The organism is Archangium minus (assembly GCF_044360475.1).
GTDB lineage: Bacteria > Myxococcota > Myxococcia > Myxococcales > Myxococcaceae > Archangium > Archangium minus.
In genome coordinates this window covers 862072-885806 of sequence record NZ_CP043494.1, presented here as the reverse complement: position 1 = coordinate 885806, position 23735 = coordinate 862072, and the positions used below count along the sequence as shown (strand labels likewise).

Here is a 23735-nt window from a genome sequence, read left to right as displayed (position 1 = left end):
TCCGCCTAGGCCTTTCCCGCCGCGTTGCGAGCGCCCGTGGTCGTGTTGGCGACGGACTGGTTGAGGCGCTTGAGGGCCCAGTTGAAGGCCCCCGCCACGCTGGACTTGGTCACCACGCCAGCCAGGTCCACGCCCAGGTGGACGATGGTCTGGGCAATCTGCGGCCGGATGCCGCTGATGACGCACTCGGCGCCCATCAGCCGGGTGGCCGTCACCGTCTTGATGAGGTGCTGCGCGGTGAGGGTGTCCACGGTGGGCACGCCAGTGATGTCGATGATGGCGATCTCCGCGCCCGTCTCGACAATCCGCTGCAGCAGCGTCTCCATCACCGTCTGGGTGCGCCCGCTGTCCAACGTGCCGATGAGCGGCAGACAGACGATGCGGTCCCACAGCTGCACCACGGGGGTGGACAGCTCCAGCATCTCCTGCTGCTGGCGGACGATGACCTCCTCGCGCGTGCGCTGGTGCACTTCCGTGGTGTAGAGGCCCAGCTTGTCCAGCAGCACGTTGGCGACCCACATCTCGTCCACCACCACCTGCGGCTGACTGGCGAACTCGCGGCGCAAACGGTCGAACAGCGGCTGCTTGAGGCTGAAGATGAAGGTGGCCGTCTCCGACGGGGAGAAGCCCTGCAGGCTGCGCGAGCGCGACAGCCGCTCCAGCATCTCCCGCACGCCCGCGTACCCGGAGGTGGTGACGTCGGAGAGGTTGCCTGACTCGGTAGCCTGGGTGAGGAGCCGAAGGAACTCGGAGCACTGCTCGCGCAGCTCGGCTTCCTTCATCAGCGCATCGCGGCGGACCCCGCTGGTCGCAAGGGCGGCGAGCCACTCGGTGATTAGCTCGGTGGAATACTTCTTCAGGATCTCGTGGATACGAGTGTTCAACGAACGCCTCCTGGGGACCGCCTGTAACACATGGACAGGGAGGCGCTCGTGGGTCGAAATCCACCCGTAACGTAGACCTGTGTTCGTGTGTTCATTTCCACGCGGAGCACCCTGCTGGACGATAGCCAGCGAGCCGGAAGCGAAATTCCCGCCACCGGTACTGACTCGGTATTCGAGTCGATCCACTTACCTGTGGGAATAGGCGAGCTGAAGGGGCGTGCTCACCCCAGCAGCCACACCACCAGAAAGCCCATCGCGAGCGCGACGAGAAACAGCCCCGCGGCGAGCCACCTCTTCTGGGACATTCCGTCCACCGGAGCAACGGCCACACCCTCGCCGCCCTCTTCGAGGGCCTGCACCAGCGAGGACGGCTCGCCCGGCCGCGCCACGGCGGCCTCTCCGGTGACGTCCACGTCAAAGGCCATCCGCACCTCGCGCGAGCGCGGTGTCATCAGGGCCCGGTCTCCCGAGCCCGGCGTCTCCGACTTCGCCTCCTCTACGACCAACTCGACCTCCGCGGAGGGCACGAAGTCCGCCGGGGCATCGAGCGCCCGGTGCTCGAAGGCCAGCGCCGTGGGAGGCGCGAAGGTGGACAGCTCCTTGTCGGTGAGGGGCGCTCGGGGCCCGCCCTCTCCCCGCAGCAGCTCCGCGAGCACGCCATCCTCCACCGCCTTCTCCTTCGCGAAGGCCTGACCCATCAGCCGCGCCAGGTCCGCCTCCCCCACGTTGGGCGCGAACTTCTCCCGCAGCGCCCGGAGCGCCGCCCCGAACGCCGCCGCGTCCTGGAAGCGCGCCTCGGGCTCGGTGGCCAGCGCCTGGAGCACCACCGCGTCCACCTCGGGTGGCAGGCCCGCTCGGTGTTGGCTCGGTGGCTCCCACTTCGGGTATGCCGCGCGCTTCCACCGCTCGGAGACATCTCCCCGCTGCGCCAGCGGTTGCCAGGCGAGCAACTCCCAGAGCACCACGCCCGTGGCGTACACGTCCGCACGCCGGTCCACGGGCTTCTTCCGTGCCTGCTCCGGCGCCATGTACGAGATGCTGCCCATCACCACGCTCGGCGCCGTCTGCGCCTGCTTGAGCGTGGACTGCGCCGCGCCGAAGTCGATGATCTTCACCTCGCCCGCGTAGGAGATGCACACGTTGGCCGGCGACAGGTCACGGTGCACCAGGTGCAGCGGCTGGCCGTGCTCATCCGTCGCGTCGTGCGCGTACGCCAGGCCCTGGCACATCCGCTCGCCGATGAGCAGCACCAGCGCCACGGGCAATACCCGGCCCCGGTTGCGCAGCCGCCACGCGAGCCGGTTGAGCGTCTTGCCCTCCACGTACTCCATGGCGAGGTAGAGCTCTCCGGCCACCTCGCCCATGGCCCACACGCGGGCGATGTTGGGATGGGCCAGGCGCCGCACCACCCGCGCCTCGTCCCGGAAGCGGGCGAGGAACTGCACGTTCCCCGCCAGGGAGGGCAGCACCTTCTTCACCACGCAGGCGCGGCCCGGCCCCTCCTCGCGCGCGAGGAACACCTCTCCCATCCCCCCATACCCGATGCGCCGCACCAGGGTGTAGGGGCCGAAGGGGATGGCCGGCCTCGAGGCCTCTTGCTCAGGCCCCTTGTCCAAGCGAGCGGAATGCCTTGCGGGCCGCCCGGAGGATGTGCGCCACCTCGGGCTCGTTGATGGACAGGGAGAGGAACGCCGCCTCGAACTGACTCGGCGGCAGGTACACGCCCTCCTCCAACATCTGGTGGAAGAAGCGGCCGTAGCGCGCCGTGTCGCTCTTCTTCGCGCTCGGGTAGTCGTACACCGGCCCCTCGGTGAAGAAGACGGTGAACATGCTGCCCACGCGGTTGATGGTGACGGGGACGTTGGCCTCCTTCGCCTCCGCGCGCAGGCCCGCCTCAATCTCCCGGCCGACGTAGTCCAGGCGCTCGTACACGCCCGGGGCGCGCAGGGCCTGGAGGCTCGCGATGCCCGCGGCCACCGCCACCGGGTTCCCCGACAGCGTGCCCGACTGGTACACCGGCCCCTCGGGAGCAATCTTCGACATGATGTCGCGCCGCCCGCCGTAGGCCGCCAGCGGCATGCCGCCGCCGATCACCTTGCCGAACGTGGTCAGGTCCGGACGCAGGCCGTACACCTCCTGCGCGCCGCCTCGGGCCAGCCGGAAGCCCGTCATCACCTCGTCCAGGATGAAGAGCACCCCGTGCGCGCGGCACAGCGCCTGGAGGCCCTGCAGGTAGCCCTCCTCGGGGATGAGCACGCCCATGTTGCCCACCACCGGCTCGATGATGGCGCACGCGATGTCCTGCGCCCGCTGCGCGAACAGGCGCTCCACCGCGCCCAGGTCATTGAAGGGCGCCGTCAGCGTGAGGCTCGCCACCTCCTTGGGCACGCCCGGCGAGTCCGGCAGCCCCAGCGTCTCCACGCCGCTGCCCGCCTTCACCAGGAAGGGGTCTCCCGCGCCGTGGAAGCAGCCCTCGAACTTGAGGATGTAGTTGCGACCCGTGAAGCCGCGCGCGAGCCGCACCGCCGCCACCGTGGCCTCCGTGCCGCTGGAGACCAGCCGCACCTTCTCCACGCTCGGCACCGTGGCGCAGATGAGCTCGGCGAACTGCACCTCCAGGTCCGTCGGCGCTCCGAAGGTGGTGCCCCGGCGCGCCGCCTCGACGACGGCCTCCACGATGGGCGGATAGGCATGTCCCAGGATGAGCGGACCCCAGCTCCCCACCAGGTCCACGTACCGGTTGTCGTCCACGTCCGTCAGCCACGCGCCCGCGCCCTCCTTGAAGAAGACGGGCTCACCGCCAACGCCCCGGAAGGCGCGCACCGGGGAGTTCACTCCACCGGGAATTCGCTCCTGCGCTCGGGAGAAGAGGGCCTTGCTCTGCGAGTGGTTCATGTGCGCTCCATAGCACGCGGCATGTGTGCTCACCGGTTTCCACCCATCATCACCAGCCGGCTGACAACTTGATTCCCGCGATGCATTCGTCTACATCGCGCCGCCACTTTCTGGTTTTACGGCTTATCGGGAGTAGGTGAACTATCCGCGACAGGGGTTTTATACGTTCCCGCGCCCGAAAGCATGCTGTTGCCGGGTTGCCGTAACGAGCGCTGGGGTGGGGGTATCCGGGGGGAAGGCCCCCACCCCAGCACGCTCTCCACGCAAGCAGCGGCAGAGATGTTGAAAAGCGAGCAAAGGCGTCGGCACGAGGCGCCCGGCCTGTCATCTTCCATCCCATGCTCCGACTCACTCAGCGCCGGAAACTGACCCTGCAAACGTCCGAGACGCCGGGCGGCCATGCCCACGTGTCCGCCGCGAGTGGACTCGTGCGCACGGGCAACTGGCTGCACGTCGTCGCGGACGACTCGCTCTTCCTGGCCACCTTCGCGCTCGAGGGCGGTGCACCCGGGCAGCTCCTGCGCCTCTTCCCAGGCGAGCTCCCGCTGGAGCCGAAGGCGCGCAAGGCGCTCAAGCCGGACCTGGAGGCGCTCTGCCTGCTCGGTGCGTTCGCGGATGCGCCGCATGGGGCGTTGCTGGCAGTGCCCTCGGGGAGCACGCCGGTGCGGATGAAGGGAGCGCTGGTGCCGCTTGCGGCGGACGGGAGCCTCGCCGGCCCGGTGCGCGAGGTGGACTTCACCAGCGTCTACGCGCAGCTCACCCGGGAGCTGGGGCCGCTCAACGTGGAGGGCGCCGCGGTGTCTGGCCCCCGCCTGCGCTTGCTCAACCGCGGCACCGGGGACCAGGGGACGGACGCGGTGGTGGACCTGGACGCGGGCCGGGTGCTGCGCACACTGGAGGCGGGCGAGCCCCTGCAACCGGACGTGGTGCGCACCGTGCGCCGCTGGGAGCTGGGCCGCTCGGGCAACGTGCGCCTGTCCTTCACGGACGCCGCGCCGCTACCGGACGGTCGCATCGTCTTCACCGCTGCCGCCGAAGACACCCGTGATGCCTACGCGGACGGCGCGGTGATGGGCTCAGCGGTGGGCGTGCTGGCTCCGGACGGCTCGCCGATGTTCCTCGATGGCGTGGACGCGAAGGTGAAGCTGGAGGGCGTGGACGCGCGGGTGGAGCGTGGTCGCATCCACCTGTTGCTGGTGGCGGACGCGGATGACCCCGCCCAAGCCGCCCCCCTTTTCGAGACCGTGCTGGAGGGCGTCCCGGGTTGAGCCCCTTCCCCCCCTCTCCCCTTGGGAGAGGGACGGGGTGAGGGTATCGGGTGAGCTCGGGTTGAACCCCCTGTCCCCACTATGGGCCACGGGTTGAAGAACGGGCGCGGCTACCCTCACCCCAACCCTCTCCCGGGGGAGAGGGAGTAAGCACGGCGTATCAGTCGCCGTAGTCGCGAGCGGCTTCCTCGGCCGAGCCCCCCACGGCCTCCACCGAGTTGCGGTGATTCTTGCGCGGGGGTGGGGTGGGGATGGGGCCGCGGCTGAAGACGGTCTTGCGGTCGACCTGCTCCGGCGTCGTCGCGGCAATGCGGCGGCGGGCCCGGGCGATGGCGTCCTGCACCATGGTGGGGTCCGGGTGGTTCTTCAGCGCCTGGACCCACGTCTCGATGGCCTTCTCGTTGTCCCCAGACTCGGCCTTGATCTTCCCCATCTCGAAGGCGGCGTGGGGCGCCAGCTCCGAGTCCGGGTAGCGCGCGATGAGGTCCGCGTACGTGCGTGAGGCCTCCTGGCGGTAGCGCTGCACCTCGGCCATGCTGGTCGGCGAATGCACGGCCTGCATGTGCAGCGCCTGGGCCTGCAGGAAGATGGAGTCATCCACGAAGGCGCTGGTGGCAAAGCGCTCCGTCAGCTTGCGCGTCTCCAGCACGCACTGCTGATAGTCCTGCAGCTCGAAGTACAGCTTGGCCACCTGGTAGTGCAGCTCGGCGCCCTGGGGAGGGTTGCGCGCCAGCGCGGCGGTGAGCTGATCAATGGCGCCCCGCAGGTCGCGGAAGTGCACGTGCAGCAGCTCCGCGAGCACCACGCGCGCCTCCAGCGCCTCGGGTGACTCGGGGCACTGGGCGATGAGCTCCTTGTAGACGCTCACCGCCTCCTTCACCTTGCGCAGCTCGAGCCAGTAGACGTCCGCGGCCCCCTTGAGGGCGCGGGCCTTGAGCACCTGGGCCTGCGCGGAGTCATCCCTGCGCAGCGCATCCAGCGCCTTGCGGTACTCCACGAGCGCCTCGTCGGGGCGCTTCTCGAAGATGGAGTCGCGCGCGCGCTGCATGTGGTCGGTGGCACCGTCCCGGGAGCAGCCCGGAGCGAGCGCGAGGGCCAGAAGGAGCGTCAGGCGTCGCACTAGCAGACCTCCGGGAAGACGCGGACACACTCCGTCTCCAGACAGCGGATGCACGGATCCAGGACGTCGGCATCGCTAACGCACAGCGTCAGACGCGAGGTGCGCGGACAGTCCTCGGAAGCAATGCAGCGGTAGACGTCGCCATCGCTGTCGAGCAGCTTTTGCGGCTCCTGGGCACACCCCTCGGGAGGGGTGCTGTTACAGCCGGCGAGCCCGGCCACGACAGCAAGGACGAGTGCTCCAATCCGGGTTCTCACGGGGCGGGTTGTATCCGGATTTGAACCCTTCGTCACGGAAGCCGGCGCCCGCCTGCCCGGCTCCTGGGCTAGTTATTGCCCAGCGGCTCCCGCTTGCCCGAGGTGAGCACCGCGGAGTCCACCGCCGCCATGCTGCGATTCTTCTTGGCACGGCGCGCCTTCTCCTCCATGCGCGCGTAGTGCTTCGCCATCCCCATCAGGTGCTCGTCGGTGACGCGGCACTGGATGGCCGACACCTCCTGGTGCCGCCGTCCCAGCTCCTCCCACAGGTGCATCATGGCCTGGTTGCCGAGCAGCCGCGTCTCCACCTCGTCGAGCGCCTCGTCCATGCGCTCTTCCTCGGCCTGCAGCGCCGCGAGGCGGGCCTCCGCGTCCTCAGGGGGCTCCACGCACCCGCTCGCCAGACACAGCACGGCCACGAGCCCGAGCCCCCACCACCGCGTCCCTCCTGCCATCGCCCACCTCGAAGTCCGGTGCATGTGCCAGTCCACGTTCCACGAGCGTCAGGCGGGGCCTCGACGCGTGGCGGAAACTAAGGACCGACCGCCACCGGCACAACCTCTGCTGGCGCGGATTGGCACCTTCCCGATGCAACGGATTCCAAGAAACTGACGCTGGGCCCGTCCTCGGCGCCCCTCAGGGGGCCTGCCGGTGACGGAGAATGAACTCACACACCTCGCGCGCCGCGCCAAAGCCTGCTGGCCGCTGCGCCACGTAGTGCACTTGTGAACGGACCTCGTCCGGAGCCTCGGGGGGCGCCGCGGAGAACCCCACCGCCTTGAGCAGCGGCAGGTCCACCAGCTCGTCGCCCATGTACCCACACCGGTCCGCCGTCACCTTCAAGAGCTCCAGGAGCTTCTCGAAGTGGGCTACCTTGTCCTGGCTACCGAAGTGCACGTGCTTGATGCCTAGCGACTGCATCCGCATCTGCGCCGAGAGGCTGTCGCCGCCGGAGATGGCCGCCACCTCCAGCCCCGCCTCCTGCAGCCGCTTGATGCCCATGCCGTCGCGCACGCTGTACATCTGCGTCCAGCCCGAGTTGGGCACCCAGAAGATGCGCCCATCGGTGAGCGTGCCGTCGATGTCGAAGATCATCACCGACAGCTGGCTCACCCGCGCCTTCAGCGACTCGAGGTTCTGGTTCATCCGCGCACGCTCTACTTCGGAACGGCCTTGAGCACGGCCTTGCCGTCCTTGATGACGACCTTGAACTCCACCGACTTCGCGCCGTGCTGCTTCATCAGCTCCGGCACCTGCTTGCGCAGCGAGGCGGCGATGGAGTCGTAGCTCATCTTCGACGTGTCCTCGTTGTTGCGCCGCTTGGCGGCGACGTACGCGTTGTAGACGGACTTCAGGTTGTCATCGGAGAGCTGGGTGGGGCCGCTCGCCGCAGGAGGACGCGGCGCCGCGGGCTTGGGAGCGGTGGGCGAACGGGCCGCCACGGGAGCTACGGGCGGCACCGCGGGAGCCACGGGCGGAATCGCCGGCGCGACGCGCGGCACCACGGGCGCCACCGCCGGCACCAGCGGCGCGACGGAAGGAATCGACGGGACGCCCGTGCCCCGAGGCGGCGTCACCGGTGCCACCGACGGCACCAGCGGCTTCACCGACGGCACCAGCGGGGCGACGGAGGGCACCAGCGGCGCCACCGACGGCACACCCCGGAAGGGCACCGGCTCCGACACCTCCTGCACGTCAAAGTCCTCGTCGGGCAGCTCCACCACTTCCTGGGAGCGGGCCTTGGCGTCCGGCTTCTTCTGCTTCTCGACGCGGCGCTTCGCCTTGACGAGGTCGCGCTTGTAGGTGCCGTTCTCGATTTCCTGCAGCGTGCGCTGCCACAGCCGCTCGTAGGTGACGAACTTGCCGTGGATGGACTGCACGCGGAACTTGGCCGCGGTGTTGCGCACGAAGCTGGTCTTGAGCCGCTCCACCCGCTTCTTGAGGTCCTCGTACTGACGCGTGGGCGGCACGCGCTCCATCCCCAGGAAGTACTGCTCGTACGTCACCTTCAGGGCGGCCAGGTCCGCTTCGATGGCGTCGCACTCCTGGAACGCCTGCTCACTGCCCGACTTCGCGGGCATGCCGGACTTCGTGTCGCCAGAGGCAGCGGCCAGCCGAGCGGAGGACTTCACCGAGGCGCCGGTCTTCGATTTCGAGGGCTCGTACGACATGGGCTCTCAGAGTGTCCCCAAGACGCGACCTGGGATCAACCTCATGCCGGGCTCGGCGTCGGACCGGCGCCAGCCACCTCGCTTGCCTGGCGGATCCGCCTGTACAGCAAAGTAGCGCCAAAGGTGAACATGCACAGGGAGATGAACTGGCTGGTGGAGATGTTGTACCAGGCCTCCAGGGGCACCGAGTCAGCCAGCCCCGAGGCGCCCAGGGACCGCAACAGGCCGTTCAGGGTGCCGCGCTCGACGTCGCCCCGGAACAGCTCCACCGAGGTGCGCAGCACCGCGTAGCACATCAGCCACAGGGCGAAGATCTGCCCGTGGAAGCGCCGGAAGCGCCGGGCGTACAGGAGCGCCAGGAAGAGGACGAGCTGTCCCACGGACTCGTAGATTTGCGTGGGGTACACCGGGAGCGTGGTGCCGTGCTGGGCCACCCACTCGGAGATACGCACCGCGCCAGGAGCCGCGTGATGCAGGATTTCCCCGGTGGCCTCCACCACATACCGGGAATCCTGGGCCTGCGACTGGAAGGCGAGGCTGGAGGAGCCCCCGAGCCGCCCGAAGAGGTCCCTGGCCAGGCCGGAGCCGGGGAAGTGGGCCATGAAGCGCGAGCCGGCCGCGGCGACATCCCCCCAGCAGCAGCCGGCGGAGAAGCACCCCAACCGCCCCAGGCACTGACCGAGCGACACCGTGGGGATGGCCACGTCGGCCAGCCGCAGGAAGTCCATGCCGTTCGTCCGCGCGAAGTACCAGGCCGCCAGGGCCGCGCCGATGAGGCCGCCGTAGAAGACGAGCCCGCCGCCCAGCGAGAAGGCCTGCGTCCAGTCGCGCGCGTAGTCCTGCCAGTTGACGAGCACGAAGAGGACGCGGCTGCCCACGAGGCCGCCCACCAGCACGTAGAAGGACAAATCCAGGATCGCCTCACGCTTGCGAGGGCCCTCGGTGTCCACCCACTGGCCGCCGCCCTGAGCGTCCGGCACCCAACTCAGCTTGCGCCACTCCTCCTGCGCCAGCCGCGCCGCCACGGACGCCGCGGTGATGAAGCCGGTGGCCAGCAACACGCCGTAGGTGTGGACGGGGATGCCCTCGCCCTTGCCTCCCGGAATGGCGCTCGCGGGCAGGGCGTAGCGCAGCCCGAACCACGCGATGGCCGCCGCAATCGCCCCGTAGGTGAGCGCGCGCGTCATCCGCTGCTGGGACGTAGGCGCCGCGGGCTTCTCACCCTTGGCCCCAGGAGTCCCCTCGGCGTTACGCCAGCCGTTGTAGGCAATGTACGCCACGGCGGCGAGCGCCACGGCGTACAGCAGGAGTTGGGACCACAGGGCCGTGAAGGTGAAGTGGACGAGAACGGGAAGCATGGGCAGGCACCGTGAACGAGCGAGGCCGTGCACGTTACCCGTTCACGGGCCCTCGAAGGTGGGAGGTGGCGGCACCGGAGCCGGGCCGCCGGGAGGGGGAGCAACCCGACGTCAGGGGCGGGCCTCGGCCGACTTCTCCTGCTCCTTGGGCGTCTCCTTGCGCACGAAGGCGTCCACCATGAGCAGCCCCACGCCCACCACAATGGCCGAGTCCGCGACATTGAAGGACGGCCAGGCGGCCTTGTCGTACCAATGGGCCTCGAGGAAATCGATGACGAAGGCCCGGGCAATCCGGTCGATGTAGTTGCCGATGGCCCCACCGAGCACCAGGGGCAGACCCCACAGCGCCCAGCGCTCCTTGGGGTCCGTCCCACTCAGCCGGCTGAAGTACCAGGTGATGAGCACCACCGCGGCGATGCTCACCACGTGGAAGAGCAAGCCGCGCGCGGTGGGCGGCAGGTTGGCGAAGAGGCCCCAGGCGGCTCCCGGGTTCTCCGCGTAGCGCAGGCGGAAGAAGTTGGGGGAGACCTCGATGTGACGCTTGGGCCGGTAATGCAGTCCGGTGAAGCCCGGGGCCGGAGGCTCGCCGTACATGGCCGCCAGCCGCTCGCCGAACGTCGGCCGATCATCGAAGCGGGTGGTCAGCTCGCGGACGACGAGGTACTTCGTCCACTGGTCGAGGACGATGACGCCGAGCGCCACCGTCAGCAGGATGAGGTATTTGCGGGGCACAGGTGCGGCTTATACCACCTGGCCCCCCGCCGTCACGGATTCCACGGGCTTACGCTCGAACAGGGAGTCCAGCAGGAGCAGCCCCACGCCCACGCAGATGGCGGCATCGGCCACGTTGAAGGTGGGCCAGCGCATGCCGGGCTGGTTGCGCCAGTGCCAGTCAATGAAGTCGATGACATAGCCGCGCAGCAACCGGTCCATGAAGTTGCCCAGCGCCCCGCCCGTGACGAGCGCCAGCGCCCAGCGCGTCATCCGCTGGTCCGGGGTGAGCCGCACGTACATGAAGAAGATGAAGCCAAGCGCCACCAGGCTCACCAGGTGGAAGAAGGGCCGGCGCACGGACTCGGGCAGGTTGGCGAAGAGGCCCCAGGCGGCGCCCGGGTTCTCCACGTACCGGAAGTGCCAATAGTTCTCGATGAAACGGTAGGGCCGAGTGGACTTGCGATACGCGCCCGCCACGGGTGGGTCGTTGTCCAGGTTCTGCTCGGAGAAGAAACCCTCCACCCGTGCGAGTCCGGCGCGACCGTCGAGCGCCTCCGTCAGACGAGACACGGCCAGGTACTTGGTCACCTGGTCGGCGGCGAGGGTGGCGAGGCCCACGAGGATCAGAACACGGAAGCGATGCACCATAAGGCCCGCAGGTCTACCTTGACCCTGGGGGCCTGGACAACCGGGCCGGGAATGCAGCCAGGCAGTCAGCGGGTTGACTCGCGGGACGCCTCGAAGTGGGGCATGGTGGGGATGATGCAGACTGTTGAGCCGCCTGTGACGCCGAATCCGAACGAAACTCCTGTCTCACAGGCCGTGGCGGCGAAGCCGTCCCTCAAGGAGCGCTTCAAGTCGCTCATGGCCGACTATGGCCGGCTCGCCATCTGGGTGTACTTCACCATCTTCTTCGCCACCTGGGCGGGCTTCGCCCTGGCCATCCACCTGGGCTTCCAGGTCGAGGGCGCCGGCGGCACCACGGGAACCATCGCTGGCGGGTACGTGGCTGCCAAGGTCACCCAGCCGGTGCGCATCTTCGCCACGCTCGGCCTCACGCCTCCGCTGGAGCGGGTGCTGCGCGCCCTGCCGAAGATCCACCGCTTCTTCACCGGCCGCTCGCAGTCATGACGCCCCGGCGGAGCCTGGCATGCTCCAGGTGACGGTCCGCTGCTACGGCTCGCTCAACGACTTCCTCGCCCCCGAGCGGCGCGGCGTCGAGTTCATCCACACGCTCAACGGGCCGTGCTCGGTGAAGGATCTCATCGAGTCACTCGGACCGCCACACCCTGAAGTAGACGTGGTGCTCGTGGAGGGCCGAGCGGTGGACTTCACGCACCGGGTCGAGGACGGACAGCGGCTGGCCGTCTACCCCGTCTTCTCCTCCATCGACGTGACGCCGCTGGTGCGCGTAGGGCCCCCTGCCCTGCCTGAGTTGCGCTTCCTGCTCGACGTGGGGCTCGGCCGGCTCGCGGGCCTGCTGCGCATGCTCGGCTTCGACACACTGTGGCGCAACGACTACGCCGACGACGTGCTCGCCCGGCTCTCCCGTGACGAGCAGCGCATCCTGCTCACGCGGGACCTTGGAGTGCTCAAGCGCTCCGAGGTGGTGCACGGGTACTTCCCGCGCGAGACGGACCCCTCGGAGCAGCTCGTGGAGGTGGTGCGGCGCTTCCGGCTCACCGGGCACATGCGCCCCTTCACCCGGTGCATCGCGTGCAACGCGTCCCTGGCCGCGGCCTCGCCCGAGGAAGTGCGAGACCGGGTACCCGAACGCGTGCATGCCACGTTCACCCGCTTCCAGCAGTGCCCCGAGTGCAAGCGCGTGTTCTGGGCCGGCTCGCACCACACGCGCATGCAGGTCATCATCGACAAGCTGCGCGAGTTGGAGCAGCACCCGTAGGCCGCAGGGACAACGAATGCGGTGGAACGTCGCGTCTAAGGCCATGCAGCCGCAACTGAAGCCGCAGCGTGGGCGTTCAAGAACATCGCCACTGAGGCAAACACGTTCCCTAAGTGCAACTTCCATGCGTGCCGTGATGGGGCTCCTTGACTACATCCAGATTGCTTGCCCGAGGATGTTACGGATCCTACTCACCATGGCGGAGCCAATCTTTGGGAGCTCATCAAGAGTCTTATCATCCGCTTCGGCAAGATCTCCCACGGTGTGAATGCCAGCATTGGTCAGAATCTGGATCTTTTGTTCTGTAAGGCCATATGGGTACGCGGGGGACTTCTTGAGCTTCTCAATTGGCTCGTTGAAAATAGCAAGATCGGCCGATTCCGGCAGGGTTGGCAGTGTGACTGCAGCGAGCTTACTCGCCTTATTATACTGAACGGCCTCTTCTCGGGTCGGCAAGGTCCACCGATCGAAGAGTTCTTTGGTCAGGCGTGCTCCCGGAGTATGCTCATGCAGAGTGCAGAGGTTGAGAGCGTAGCGCGCGCCGCGGCCTCCTGACTTCATCGCACGAGACGCCTCACGTTTTGAAATGAAACCGGCGTACTCCAGAATCTGGAGCGGCTTTGCCAGCCTTTCGTCCACCTCTCGATGGATTATTATGTCCCTTGGGTTTTTAGGCTTCTGACCGCAATCTTCGAAGACCGGCTCGGCGATTTGTCGGGCCACATCCACCATCGGCTCATACTTACCGAGCTTCGGCTTGATCTCCTCAAGCAGAGGCCAATAGTAGTTGCTCGCCAAATGGAGCAACGATTGGCCGAGTTCAGTTATCCCGATAGTTCCATCTGCGCAGATTGCCTTCAACGCGTTGCAGGCGAACACAAAACCTCGCATATTCCCCAGAACTGACTGAGCGAGGAAGCTCGCAACTGCTTGCTTTGTTAGCCCAGGCCGGAAAACACCCTCTCCGAACGCATCGGGATAGCGGACGGTCATCACCTCAAGGAAGGTCTCCCCGAAGCCAGGAAGTTCTTCGCTTCGAAGGAGATCGATGACAGTCGCATCGTTGTAAACGTCGAAGCGGGTTCCGAACCGCGTCACACCAGGGTAGATAGCAGCTTTGCAGGAGACTGTGCTGCTTGAGAGGGTCCGGTAAATATCGAAGAACTCTTCAAGAGAGGCTTCCCGACCAAGGTGGGCAGCATCATCGAAGAAGAGCACGATGCGCTTGCCGAGCGAACTCGCCAGCTTCGCCAGTGCGTACTGGACCGAACTGACATCAGGAGACGGATCAAAACCGTCCGCCCGTTCGCCAAGACTACCCTGTACGTGCCTGATGATGATGTCGCAAAGGATTCGCTCGTACGCTTCGCCTGTGCTCTTCAGAAGCGGCGCGTTGCGAAGACTCATGTAAATGCCCACCGCAGTCGCGTCAGGCTTGAACGGGTCGAGTTGTCGCGATGCCGCGATCATGAAAGCACTCTTGCCGGTGCCACGCCCTCCACGGAGCAGCACTGGTCCATGGGCAACAAGCGTGAGGAGAACGCGCTGATCGTTCCGAGTTGAGAACTTGTGAAGGTCGTCGAACAAATCGGGCGCACAGTCCTCGGCAGCCAGAATCAACTCTGCTTGGGTTTCAGACTCCTGGCTCATTTCATCACCTCAATGGTTTCAATTCGGTTAAAGGCTGCTAGTGCATCGTCGGGCTTCAGCGAGAACGACGCGTGCGCGATAAAGTGCGAAATCAGCCCGAGATCAGCAACCATGTGAACGGTGCGCAAGACAAGGTCTACGACGGTGTTCCGGTCATAAAGTGCGCCGGGCGGCATCACGAACTCGTGATGAATTCCCTTCGAAAGCGACGAATAGAGGCGCCCAATCTCATCTCGTTTCCGAGAAATGAAGGCCTCTGCATCAATGGCGGCGAGCTCTGCGAGCCAAGCACCACCTCCTTTAGCGCTCCCAAGCATACGTTGGATCGCTGGCCGCCAGATGAGATGGTCGTAGTAATCGCCAAAGAGGGCTTTAGTCACCTTCTCGTATTCCAACTCCTCTCCCCATAGGTTCGACACCTTCTTCGCGAGGACATCACCCTGCCAACGCATAGATGCTTTCCAGGGGATCGCTGTATCGTACTTGGCCTGCGCCTGAACTTGGCGAATGACCAGAACACGGAGCGGATCGAGCCGACCGATCAAGGCCGTTGCCGACAGTTCAAGCAATGAGCGCCCGAGGAAAGGGCCGAGCAGCGAAATGCGCCGGGCCTCTTGCTCGCCAAGCCAGGCGAGTTGCTCCATGAGATAATCCATAGACCCCTGAACGTGGGTAAGAATATCTCCCAGTTCTGAGCCGCCATCTGCGGCCCCCGTGGGATTACCACAGGTCAATATACTCAGATCGTTAGGCAAGTGTGCACCCATACCACCATGACAAAAGAGATGAAACCCGAGTTGGGCCCTCAGTTCGTGCGCAGAAATTGGAACTCGAGGTTATAAGCATTTTCAGCTCAGCGCCTGCTGGCACTTCTCACAGACGGTTGCGCCCGACGCGACCTGCTCGGAGTAGGTCCAGCAGCGCGGGCACTTCTCGCCCTTCGCTGGCAGCACCTCTGCCTTCACGTCCTCGCCCAGCGCCTGCGCCACGTTCAGCGCCTGCGCCTTCTCCCCCGCCGCGTCCGCCAGCTCCACCTGGCTCACGATGAGCAGCGCCGGCAGCTCCGCCTCATTGGCCTTCAGGAACTCCCGCGCCTTGCCGCTCGCGCTCAGCACCACTCGCGCCTCCAGCGACGAGCCAATCATCTTGTCCCGGCGCGCCGCCTCCAGCAGGCCCTGCACCGCGCTGCGCACTGCGAAGAGCTTCTCGTACCGCTCCGCCAGCGCCGCATCCACCTTCACCGCCGGCTCCGGGAAGTCCGTCAGGTACACGCTGTCCGCCTTCTTCCCCGGCAGGTACTGCCACGCCTCCTCCGCCGTGAAGCTCATCACCGGCGCGAGGAGCTGCAGCAGCACCGTCGCCACCTCGTGTAGCACCGTCTGCGCGCTGCGCCGCCCGGGGCCCGTCGCCTTCGTCGTGTACAGCCGGTCCTTCAGGATGTCGAAGTACACCGCCGACAGGTCACCCGCGCAGAAGTCCACCACCGTCGCGTACACCAGGTGGAACTCGTACGCCTCGTACGCTTTGCGCACCCGCGCCACCACCTCCGCCAGCCGGCCCCTCGCCCACGTGTCCAGCGGCAGCAGCGCGTCTGCCTTCACCGCGTCCTTCGCCGGGTCGAAGTCATACAGGTTGCTCAGCGCGTACCGGATGGTGTTGCGAATCTTCCGGTAGCCCTCGGAGAGGCCCTTGAGAATCTGGTCCGACAGGCGCACGTCGTTGCGGTAGTCGCTCGAGGCCACCCACAGCCGCAGCACCTCGGCGCCGTACTGCTGGATGATCTTCTCCGGGGCCACCACGTTGCCGCGGCTCTTCGACATCTTCTCGCCCGCCCCGTCCACCACGAAGCCGTGCGTCAGGCACGCCTTGTAGGGCGACACGTCGCGCGTCCCCACCGACACCAGGATGGACGAGTGGAACCAACCCCGGTGCTGGTCGCTGCCCTCGAGGAACAGGTCCGCCGGAATCCGCTGCCGCCGCTCCGACACCGCGCTGAACGCGCACGCCGAGTCGAACCACACATCCAGGATGTCCGTCTCGCGGCGGAACTCGGTCTTGCCGCACTTCTGGCACGCATAGCCCGAGGGGAGGAACTCCCTCACCGGCGTGCGGTACCACACGCCCGCGCCCTCCTTCTCCACCGCCTCGGCCACCTTCCCCATCAACTCCGGGGAGATGACCGCCTCCTCGCAGCCCTCGCAGTACGCGATGGGGATGGGCACGCCCCACGTCCGCTGGCGGCTGATGCACCAGTCTGGACGCGTCTCCAGCATGCCCCGGATGCGGCTGTGCCCCCACGAGGGCACCCACTGCACCCGGTCCACCTCGTCCAGCACCTGCTGGCGGAACGTCTTCCCTCCCGCGAGCGGCTTGTCCAGCGGGATGAACCACTGGTACGTCGCGCTCAGAATCACCGGGTTGTGGCAGCGCCAGCAGTGCGGGTAGCTGTGCTCGACCTTGTCTGTCTTGTCGTTGAGCAGCACGCCCTTGTCGGCCAGCGCGTCGATGATGACCGCGTTGGCCTCGAAGACCTTCTTGCCCGCCAGCCACTCGCCCACGCTCTCGTCATAGCGGCCGTCGTGGCGCACCGGGTTGTAGATGTCGAGCCCGTACTTCAAGCCGACCTCGTAGTCCTCCTGGCCATGCCCGGGCGCCGTGTGCACCAGGCCCGTACCGGCCTCGAGCGTCACGTGCTCGCCCAGGAGGATGCGGCCCTGCCGCTCGTAGAAGAAGTGCTGGTAGGTGCAGCCCTCCAGCTCGTCACCGCGCGCGTAGGCGATGATTCGCTCGGGGTCCACCAGCGCCGCCGCCGACACCTCACCGCCCGGCAGCTTCACGTTCTTCACCGCCAGCTCGTCCGCCTTCACCTCGGCCAGCACCTTGGGCAGCAGGTCCTTGGCCACGCAGATGACGCGATCGCCGAGCGCGTAGAACACGTACTCGTACTCGGCGTTCAGCGCGATGGCCAGGTTGGCCGGCAGCGTCCAGGGCGTCGTGGTCCAGATGACGAAGGAGACGTTCTTCCCCTTCAGCGCCGGCACCTTCTCGTACACCTCGGGACCCGCGGGGAAGGCCACGTACACCGAGGGGCTCGCGTGCTCCTCGTACTCCACCTCGGCCTCGGCCAGCGCCGTCTGGTCGTAGACGCAGAAGTACACCGGCTTCTTGCGCCGGTAGAGCATGCCCCGCTTCGCGAAGGTGGCCAGCTCGCGGATTTCCTGCGCCTCGTAGGAGAAGTCGAGCGTGCGGTACGGGTGCTCCCAGTCCCCCAGGATGCCCAGACGCTTGAACTCGGTGCGCTGGATGTCGATGAACTCCATCGCATACGCGCGGCACTGCTCCAGGAAGGCCTCCCGGTCCAGCGTGCGCTTGTCGATCTTCTTGTCCTTCAGCCGCTTCTCGACGGCCTGCTCAATGGGCAGACCGTGGGTGTCCCAGCCGGGGATGTAGTCGCACCGGCGGCCCGCGAGGTTGCGGTACTTCACCACGATGTCCTTGAGGACCTTGTTCAGCGCGTGGCCCGCGTGGATGTGCCCGTTGGCGTAGGGGGGCCCGTCCGTCAGCACGAAAGGCTCCGCGCCCTGACGCCGCTCGAGAATCTTCCCCCAAATGCCCTTCTCCGCCCACCAGCCGAGCATCTTCGGCTCCAGCTGGGCCAGGTTCCCCTTCATGGGGAAATCCGTCTTCGGGAGATTGACTGAGTCTTTGTAGTCCTTCGGGGGTACGCCGGTGTCGCTCATGGCCTCTGGCCGTAACACGCGCCTCCGGCCGCTTCAATTCCAGTCAGGCGGTTCAGCGCTTGTCCGCGCCGGCCTTTGGGCTGGTCGACCGGGGACCTTCCCGCACGGCGGGCTGCAGCGCGTCCTCGACGACGGTGCGGCGCAGGACGATCACCGCCACCCGGCCCACCTTGACCGGGCGCACCGACACACGCAGCTCCTCCGAGCCCTTGCGCCACGTTCCGCTGGAGTTGGAGTCCTCGGAGTAACCCGCCGAGCCGAGCGCCGACACGTAGAAGGCCTGGACCTTCTCCGGTTCCGCATTGGCCAGGTACGTCATCGTGCGCGCGCCCTCCATCTCGCTCTGCATCAGATCCGTCCCGCCGGGGAAGACGGGAGCGAAGGCGGACTGCTCGCGCCGGGCCATTCCGAGGTTGGCCTCGCCCAGCACCACGGTGGTGGTGCCGTCCGGGTTGGGCTGCAACACGAAGGTGTAGGAGATGAGCCGCTCCGTATCCAGCGCGGTGAGCTGAGGCTCCGCGAGCCACTGGGTGCGGTGTTTATCCGGGGGAATGTAGAAGCCCGCGGCCTCGAAGGTGCGCACCAGGTGCTGGAGGATGACCTGGGGCTTCTCCGCGCTCTTCACCGAGCGCAGCTTCACCGGGATGCCGTCGGCCCGCATCACTCCCGGCACCTCCACCGACTCCAGCACCCGAGGCACGTCCCAGGTGAAGCCCGACTGCTGCGCGGACGCGACGCCCGCGGCCCACAACACCGCCAGGAGCAGCAGGCCTGTCCGAGCGCTCACTCGCATGCGTTCCCCAGGAAGCACGGCTGACGCCGCCCATAGGCCTTGTCGTACTCCGGGCTGCGGCTCTTCTTGCCCGGCGTCGTCCGCCAGTCGTTCGGATCGCTATCGCCGCCGGGCCCATTCTCCTGGAAGTCGCTCTCCTCACCTCGGAAGCTCATGAAGAACTTGCCCGGGTCAATGGGGGCCTCATCCACGATGGTCTTCGCCAGCTTCTCCGCTTTGCCGGACACCGTGTTGTGCTTGTCGTAAACCACCTTCGCGGACTTGAAGTAGGCCTCGTTAGCGCAACCATCCATCCCCAGATGGCACTCCTTGGACTCCGCCTCGCTGGAGAGCCCCCAATCATCGAGGAGGATGCCAAAGCCCCCTTCGCACTGGCCCCCCTTCGCGCGGCCCAGGCCGCACACGGGGATGACGGCCCCGGTGTAGTGCGGCACACCGAAGAAGGCCCCTTGCCCCTTGTCCAGGAAGCTGCGGGTGAACGCCTTCACAGGGGAGAGCTCCGCCCGGGCGTTGCAGCGCATCCCTCCCACGTTCTTGTAGACTTGGTCCTGGGTGGACTCGGACGGCTCGAAGGCGATGCCTCCCGCCTCGCTACACGTGACGTTCAGGCCCTCGGCCGAGGTGAAGAGCTGGGCCAGCTTCGCCTGCCCCTGCTTCGAGGTGCGGCCGTCGAAGTCCTTGTAGCGCTCGGTGGCGTTCTTGCCCGGCGTGTTCGAGCTGATGAGCTGGGTGAGGTGGTCGAAGTTCTTCGGCAGCTCGTGCATCTGCGCGCTGGTGGTATCCCACAAGGCGCTGGTGGCCGCCTCCTGCACCTTGAGGGACAGGTAGCCAATCTCGGCGAAGTGGATGCCGAAGATGAGCACGGTGACGAAGACGAGCAGCCCGAGCGCCAGCTCCGTGGTGCTCTGGCCGCGCGGTGAAGCCCTACCGTGGAGCCTTACCATCCCTCGTACCCCTTCTTCTTGAGCGCCTCGTAGGCCTCGGCGGTAAAGGGCGCGACGGCCTGCAGCGCCGCCTGCACATCCTCGTTCTTGCCCTGCTCATCCACGTGGGCCGACACGAGCGTGGCCCGCCAGAAGGGGTTGAGGAAGTTGGGCGGCTCGCGCCAGTGGGGGCCCGCGCGCTTGTAGTAGGTGATGCCCGCGGAGAGCGCCGTGGCCTTGGAGATGTCCGTGCCGCCGTTGACCTCGGACAGCTTGATGCCGCTGTTGTCGAACTCGACCGCCTCCCGGCTCGGGGAGAAGCGGAAGCGGAAGAAGAGGTTCCACGGGTCCGCGCGCTTGGGTGGGCGCTTCCCGTAGTCACGCTGGATGACGGCGTAGTTCTTGGGCTGACCCCAGTTGTCCGTATCCCTCGTCACCAGGTTGTAGTTGTAGTCCATGTGCGACGGCCACATGCCAGGGCACTGCGTGCACTCGCCCATGGTGTGGTGCTGGGCGTCCTCGTCGCCGCCTCCGGTCCACTGGTGCTGATCCGAGGAATCCCCCTCATGGTTGCTACGCACGTGCGACTCGGCAGAACCCGTCCCCAAGCTCGATCTCGGGCACGGCGAGTCGCCCCGGTTGAATTGGATGCGCACGTTACCGTGATCGTCCGCCCAGACCTCGGTGGCGTCGATGGGGTTCGCGGCGTGCGTCTTCTTCCCCTCGGCCGGGAAATAGCCACTGCCCTCGTTGGAGACACCCATGACACGGTCCTCATCAGGCAGGAGGGTCTGCAACTTCCGCTTGATGGGATCACCCGCCCCGCGACGGGTGACGAAGGGGTAACCGCGGCTGCCCATGGCGGCATCGACGAAGTGCAGCTTCCTGCCCGCGTTACGGCGGGAGCAGGCGGCGCCCTCGCCATCACAGCCCCAACCGCCTTCGAGCTCCCGCTTGTTGACCTTGCTCACCTGCGCCACGAATTCCTCGCCGAACCGGGAGCCCGCCTGGGCCTCCTCGACGATCTTCTTCGCGAGCCCCGCGTCGATGACGCGCTCGGTGAGCTTCGTGTAGACGTCTTGCTGCTCCTTCGAGATGGAGGAGATCTGCAGCCCCTTGGCCTCTTCACCCGCGTCCTTGTCCGGGCCCTCCCAGTCCCCCTTGAGGTCGCGCTCCTTGTCCTGCAAGTCCTTCTGCGTCTCGGCGATGTCCAGAAGGGCCTTGGTGGCACACTTGCAGAGCGCGGGATTGCTCGTGCAGCTCGAGAGCAGCGCCACGTAGGGCAGGGAGGCCATGTTGTAGGCCTCGACCGCGCCGTGGATGGAGCCCCGGTAATAGCCGCTCCAGGAGATGAGGCTCTCCACGCCCGTCATCGCCACCATGTGCCCCATCAGCGCGCGGTTCATCAGCGAGATGGAGTTGAAGGCGCGCGCGGTGGCCACCGCGTTGGAGTAGGCGGCGGCATCCGCCATCGTCTGCAGCTCCATCTTCTCCTTCACCTTCATGCCGATGGAGAGCGTCATCATCACCATCAACACCAGCAGCAGCAGGGTGAGCGCGAACACCACCAGCGTCTGGCCACGGCGTTTCATCACAGCCCCTCCGGAGCGGGCGCACAGTTCTGCTGCTCGAAGAACGCCTTGCGCACGGGCGTCATCATCCGCATGCCGTAGGTGGCCTGGATGGGGAACACGTACTGGCGGGAGTTGACCCGGGAGAGCAGCTCGTCCCGGATGAGCGGGTCCAGGTTCACAACGGTCCCGGGCTCTTGCTTCCAGCCCGCCTTCACATCCGCCGGCATCAGCGGGTTGACGGCGTCGTAGTTCTTCAACCCCATGTGGGCCAGGGTCATCCGGCTGATGACCCAGTCCGCGAAGGGGATGCGCAGCCGGTACCAATAAATGAGGCGCACCTCCAGGCGCATGGCCTCCGAGCCGTCTCCCTTGGGGAGATCGAACTCGGGGTCCTCCTGTCCGGCGAACGCCAGAGCCGCGCCCCGGGGAGACTCGCGTACCAGCCAGAAGATGGGCCCGTCATGTCTGACGTCGAACCCGCGCTTGGGCACGTACTTGGGATCTGGCTGGGCGGGATTGGAGCCGATGCGCGCCGCCCAGGCCTCGGCCAGCTTCTCCGCTGGATTGCCACCCCCATTCCCCAGGTAGGGCGTCACGCTGGGCAGCAACCCGGCCAGGGCCGCATGCACCATGGGCACGCAGTTGCCGTGGTTGCGGCTGCCAGCCCGCACCGCCTCGAAGGCCGCGTACTCGGCGATGATGCGGCCCTGCAACATCATGAAGAGCTGCAGCGTCCCCAGCACCAGGAAGATGACCAGCGGCAGCGTCAACGCCGCTTCCACGGACGCCTGACCGGATTCACGTCCCTGGAGGGGGCAGTCCTCGGTACTCACCTGGGGGGGGCAGTCCTCGGTACTCATATCGGTGCGCTTCTCCCACTCCACCCGGGGCCTTCCCATCGGTCAACTGGACGGATGCTGGACGGACGCCGCTCGCCCGGTTGCCTCCCCCCCTCGGCCGACACATTGCATCAGCGCGGCTTCATGCCCTTTGCATCCAACTGGTACTTCTTCACCAAACGCTCAATGGACTTGCGGTGAAGGCCACTCTCACGCGCTGCGCGGGAGAGGTTGCCCTCACAGCGGGTGAGAACGCTGGTGATGTATTCTCGTTCGAAGTTCTCCAAGAGTTGCTCCTTGGCGTCCTTAAAGGTGAGGTGCTCGTTGAAGGGCAGCGGCCCCTCGCGCGCCTGGCCCCGGACGCGAGGCGGCAGGTGCTCGGGCAACACCTCCTCGCCCTCGCTGAAGGCGAGCACGTGGGAGAGAACGTTCACCAGCTCGCGCACGTTGCCCGGCCACCCGTAGGCCATCAACAACGACAGGGCCTCGGGGGAAATCCACTTGCGGCCGTGCCGCGCCAGCACCTCCGAGTCCGCCAGCAACCGCTTGAGGATCAGGGGAATGTCCTCGCGGCGCTCGCGCAGGGGCGGCAGCTGGAGGTTGATGACGGAGAGGCGGAAGAAGAGGTCCTCGCGGAAGTTGCCCGCCGCTATCTCCTTCTGCAGGTCGCGGTTGGTGGCGGCAATCACTCGGCAGTCCACCTCCACGATGTCGTTGCCGCCCACGCGCCGCACCTCGCGGTTCTCCAGCACGCGCAGAAGCTTGGGCTGCAGGTCCAACCGCAGCTCGCCCAGCTCGTCCAGGAAGATGGTGCCCCCGTGCGCCCGCTCGAAGGCCCCCGGCCGCGCCGTCGTGGCCCCCGTGAAGGCCCCCTTCTCGTGGCCGAACAGCTCGCTCTCAATGAGGTTGGGCGGAATGGCGCCGCAGTCCAGCACCACCATGGGCCCCTTCTTGCGGCCACTCAGCTCGTGGATGGCCCGCGCCACCAGCTCCTTCCCCGAGCCCGTCTCCCCGCCAATGATGACGGAGATGTCCATGGGGGCGATCTTCTTGATGAGCGCGAACACCTGCCGCATCTTCACGCTCTGTCCCACCAGCCCGCACAACTCGCCCTCGCGATCCGGCTCAACGGACACCTCCTCGTCGATAGGGGCGAAGGCGAGCGTCGAGGAGCCGGCGCGGATCTGCGAGCCGCTGGAGAGGTAGGCGCGCTCGATGCGCCGGCCATCCAGGAAGGTGCCATTGGTGGAGTTGAGGTCCACCAGGAGCCAGCCCCGCTCGGTGTTGATGATTTCGAAGTGGTGGCGGCTGGCGGTGCGATCCTCCGCGAGCACCAGGTCGTTGGTGGGGTGGGCCCCACAGCGCAGGCGCTCCTTGTCGGACACCAGGGACTTGCCGTCATCCGGGCCGGCCGTCACCTGGATGCGACACTTGCGCAGCTTGAGCGTGGCGCGTGTCTCCAGCACCAGGACCTCGGTGCCGGAGCCTGCTCCACCGTCGGGAGGTGCGACGATGGAGTCGAGACCGTTCTCCCCCGGATTGGTGAGGATGTCGTCCGGGTGCGGTTCATGAGGACTCATCATTATGGGATGATAACAAACACCACGGACACGGCCCGTCCCTGGCCGTGCTAGGGTCGAACCTCT

Annotated in this window: 22 protein-coding genes; 3 read left to right on the top strand and 19 right to left on the bottom strand. The window is 66.8% G+C overall.

Features of this window, described 5'->3' with window-relative positions; all coding sequences use genetic code 11:
* Nucleotides 1-5: 5 nt before the first annotated feature.
* The 3 genes from F0U60_RS03735 to hemL form a co-directional block, all read right to left on the bottom strand.
* Entirely contained in the window at nt 6-884 is an 879-nt protein-coding gene (locus F0U60_RS03735; protein WP_395814015.1) for an STAS domain-containing protein, read from the bottom strand.
* Nucleotides 885-1105: 221 nt separating this feature from the next.
* Nucleotides 1106-2500, bottom strand: coding sequence for a serine/threonine-protein kinase (locus F0U60_RS03730; RefSeq protein ID WP_395814013.1), 1395 nt, complete (start codon nt 2498-2500; stop codon nt 1106-1108).
* Entirely contained in the window at nt 2484-3779 is a 1296-nt protein-coding gene (hemL, locus tag F0U60_RS03725; RefSeq protein ID WP_395814011.1) for a glutamate-1-semialdehyde 2,1-aminomutase, read from the bottom strand. The genes F0U60_RS03730 and hemL overlap by 17 nt, the downstream gene beginning before the upstream one ends.
* Before the next feature lie 338 nt (nt 3780-4117).
* Here hemL and F0U60_RS03720 point away from each other — a divergent pair, with 338 nt between their 5' ends.
* Complete coding sequence (locus F0U60_RS03720; protein WP_395814009.1) at nt 4118-5047, top strand: DUF6929 family protein; 930 nt, start codon at nt 4118-4120, stop codon at nt 5045-5047.
* Between the two features lie 160 nt (nt 5048-5207).
* Here the strand turns inward: F0U60_RS03720 and F0U60_RS03715 are convergent, their stop codons facing one another.
* The 8 genes from F0U60_RS03715 to lspA (F0U60_RS03680) form a co-directional block, all read right to left on the bottom strand.
* On the bottom strand, nt 5208-6167 hold the full coding sequence (locus F0U60_RS03715; RefSeq protein WP_395814007.1) for a tetratricopeptide repeat protein: 960 nt from the start codon (nt 6165-6167) through the stop codon (nt 5208-5210).
* Nucleotides 6167-6424 (bottom strand): hypothetical protein, encoded by a 258-nt coding sequence (locus F0U60_RS03710; protein WP_395814005.1) that lies wholly within the window; start codon nt 6422-6424, stop codon nt 6167-6169. Before F0U60_RS03710 ends, F0U60_RS03715 begins: the two co-directional genes overlap by 1 nt.
* A 68-nt stretch (nt 6425-6492) precedes the next feature.
* On the bottom strand, nt 6493-6879 hold the full coding sequence (locus F0U60_RS03705; protein WP_395814003.1) for a hypothetical protein: 387 nt from the start codon (nt 6877-6879) through the stop codon (nt 6493-6495).
* A 181-nt stretch (nt 6880-7060) separates the two neighbouring features.
* Nucleotides 7061-7570, bottom strand: a complete 510-nt coding sequence (locus F0U60_RS03700; RefSeq protein WP_395814001.1) for a KdsC family phosphatase — start codon at nt 7568-7570, stop codon at nt 7061-7063.
* An 11-nt stretch (nt 7571-7581) separates the two neighbouring features.
* Nucleotides 7582-8595 carry an MXAN_5187 C-terminal domain-containing protein gene (locus F0U60_RS03695; protein WP_395813999.1) on the bottom strand — a complete coding sequence of 338 codons (1014 nt, stop codon included), beginning with the start codon at nt 8593-8595 and terminating at the stop codon, nt 7582-7584.
* Nucleotides 8596-8636: 41 nt separating this feature from the next.
* Nucleotides 8637-9953: a prolipoprotein diacylglyceryl transferase gene (locus F0U60_RS03690; RefSeq protein ID WP_395813997.1), complete on the bottom strand. Its 1317-nt coding sequence runs from the start codon at nt 9951-9953 to the stop codon at nt 8637-8639.
* A gap of 111 nt (nt 9954-10064) precedes the next feature.
* A complete protein-coding gene (gene lspA, locus F0U60_RS03685; protein WP_395813995.1) occupies nt 10065-10685 on the bottom strand; it encodes a signal peptidase II in 621 nt (206 codons plus the stop codon).
* Nucleotides 10686-10694: 9 nt separating this feature from the next.
* Entirely contained in the window at nt 10695-11315 is a 621-nt protein-coding gene (gene lspA, locus F0U60_RS03680; RefSeq protein WP_395813993.1) for a signal peptidase II, read from the bottom strand.
* Nucleotides 11316-11426: 111 nt separating this feature from the next.
* On the opposite strand from lspA (F0U60_RS03680), the gene F0U60_RS03675 reads away from it, so the two are divergent.
* Together F0U60_RS03675 and F0U60_RS03670 are read left to right on the top strand one after the other, a co-directional pair.
* Nucleotides 11427-11798, top strand: coding sequence for a hypothetical protein (locus F0U60_RS03675; protein WP_395813991.1), 372 nt, complete (start codon nt 11427-11429; stop codon nt 11796-11798).
* 19 nt (nt 11799-11817) lie between these two features.
* Entirely contained in the window at nt 11818-12570 is a 753-nt protein-coding gene (locus F0U60_RS03670) for a Mut7-C RNAse domain-containing protein (protein ID WP_395813989.1), read from the top strand.
* A gap of 150 nt (nt 12571-12720) precedes the next feature.
* Here the strand turns inward: F0U60_RS03670 and F0U60_RS03665 are convergent, their stop codons facing one another.
* The 8 genes from F0U60_RS03665 to F0U60_RS03630 form a co-directional block, all read right to left on the bottom strand.
* Nucleotides 12721-14220 (bottom strand): hypothetical protein, encoded by a 1500-nt coding sequence (locus F0U60_RS03665; RefSeq protein WP_395813987.1) that lies wholly within the window; start codon nt 14218-14220, stop codon nt 12721-12723.
* A complete protein-coding gene (locus F0U60_RS03660; protein WP_395813985.1) occupies nt 14217-14864 on the bottom strand; it encodes a hypothetical protein in 648 nt (215 codons plus the stop codon). Before F0U60_RS03660 ends, F0U60_RS03665 begins: the two co-directional genes overlap by 4 nt.
* Before the next feature lie 204 nt (nt 14865-15068).
* A complete protein-coding gene (gene ileS / locus F0U60_RS03655; RefSeq protein ID WP_395813983.1) occupies nt 15069-17960 on the bottom strand; it encodes an isoleucine--tRNA ligase in 2892 nt (963 codons plus the stop codon).
* A gap of 52 nt (nt 17961-18012) precedes the next feature.
* On the bottom strand, nt 18013-18747 hold the full coding sequence (locus F0U60_RS03650; protein WP_395813981.1) for a hypothetical protein: 735 nt from the start codon (nt 18745-18747) through the stop codon (nt 18013-18015).
* Complete coding sequence (locus F0U60_RS03645; protein WP_395813979.1) at nt 18744-19697, bottom strand: TadE family protein; 954 nt, start codon at nt 19695-19697, stop codon at nt 18744-18746. The genes F0U60_RS03650 and F0U60_RS03645 overlap by 4 nt, the downstream gene beginning before the upstream one ends.
* A complete protein-coding gene (locus F0U60_RS03640; RefSeq protein WP_395813977.1) occupies nt 19691-21268 on the bottom strand; it encodes a pilus assembly protein TadG-related protein in 1578 nt (525 codons plus the stop codon). The genes F0U60_RS03645 and F0U60_RS03640 overlap by 7 nt, the downstream gene beginning before the upstream one ends.
* A complete protein-coding gene (locus F0U60_RS03635) occupies nt 21268-22110 on the bottom strand; it encodes a TadE family protein (RefSeq protein WP_395813975.1) in 843 nt (280 codons plus the stop codon). The genes F0U60_RS03640 and F0U60_RS03635 overlap by 1 nt, the downstream gene beginning before the upstream one ends.
* A gap of 110 nt (nt 22111-22220) precedes the next feature.
* Nucleotides 22221-23669: a sigma 54-interacting transcriptional regulator gene (locus F0U60_RS03630; RefSeq protein ID WP_395825946.1), complete on the bottom strand. Its 1449-nt coding sequence runs from the start codon at nt 23667-23669 to the stop codon at nt 22221-22223.
* Nucleotides 23670-23735: the final 66 nt, after the last annotated feature.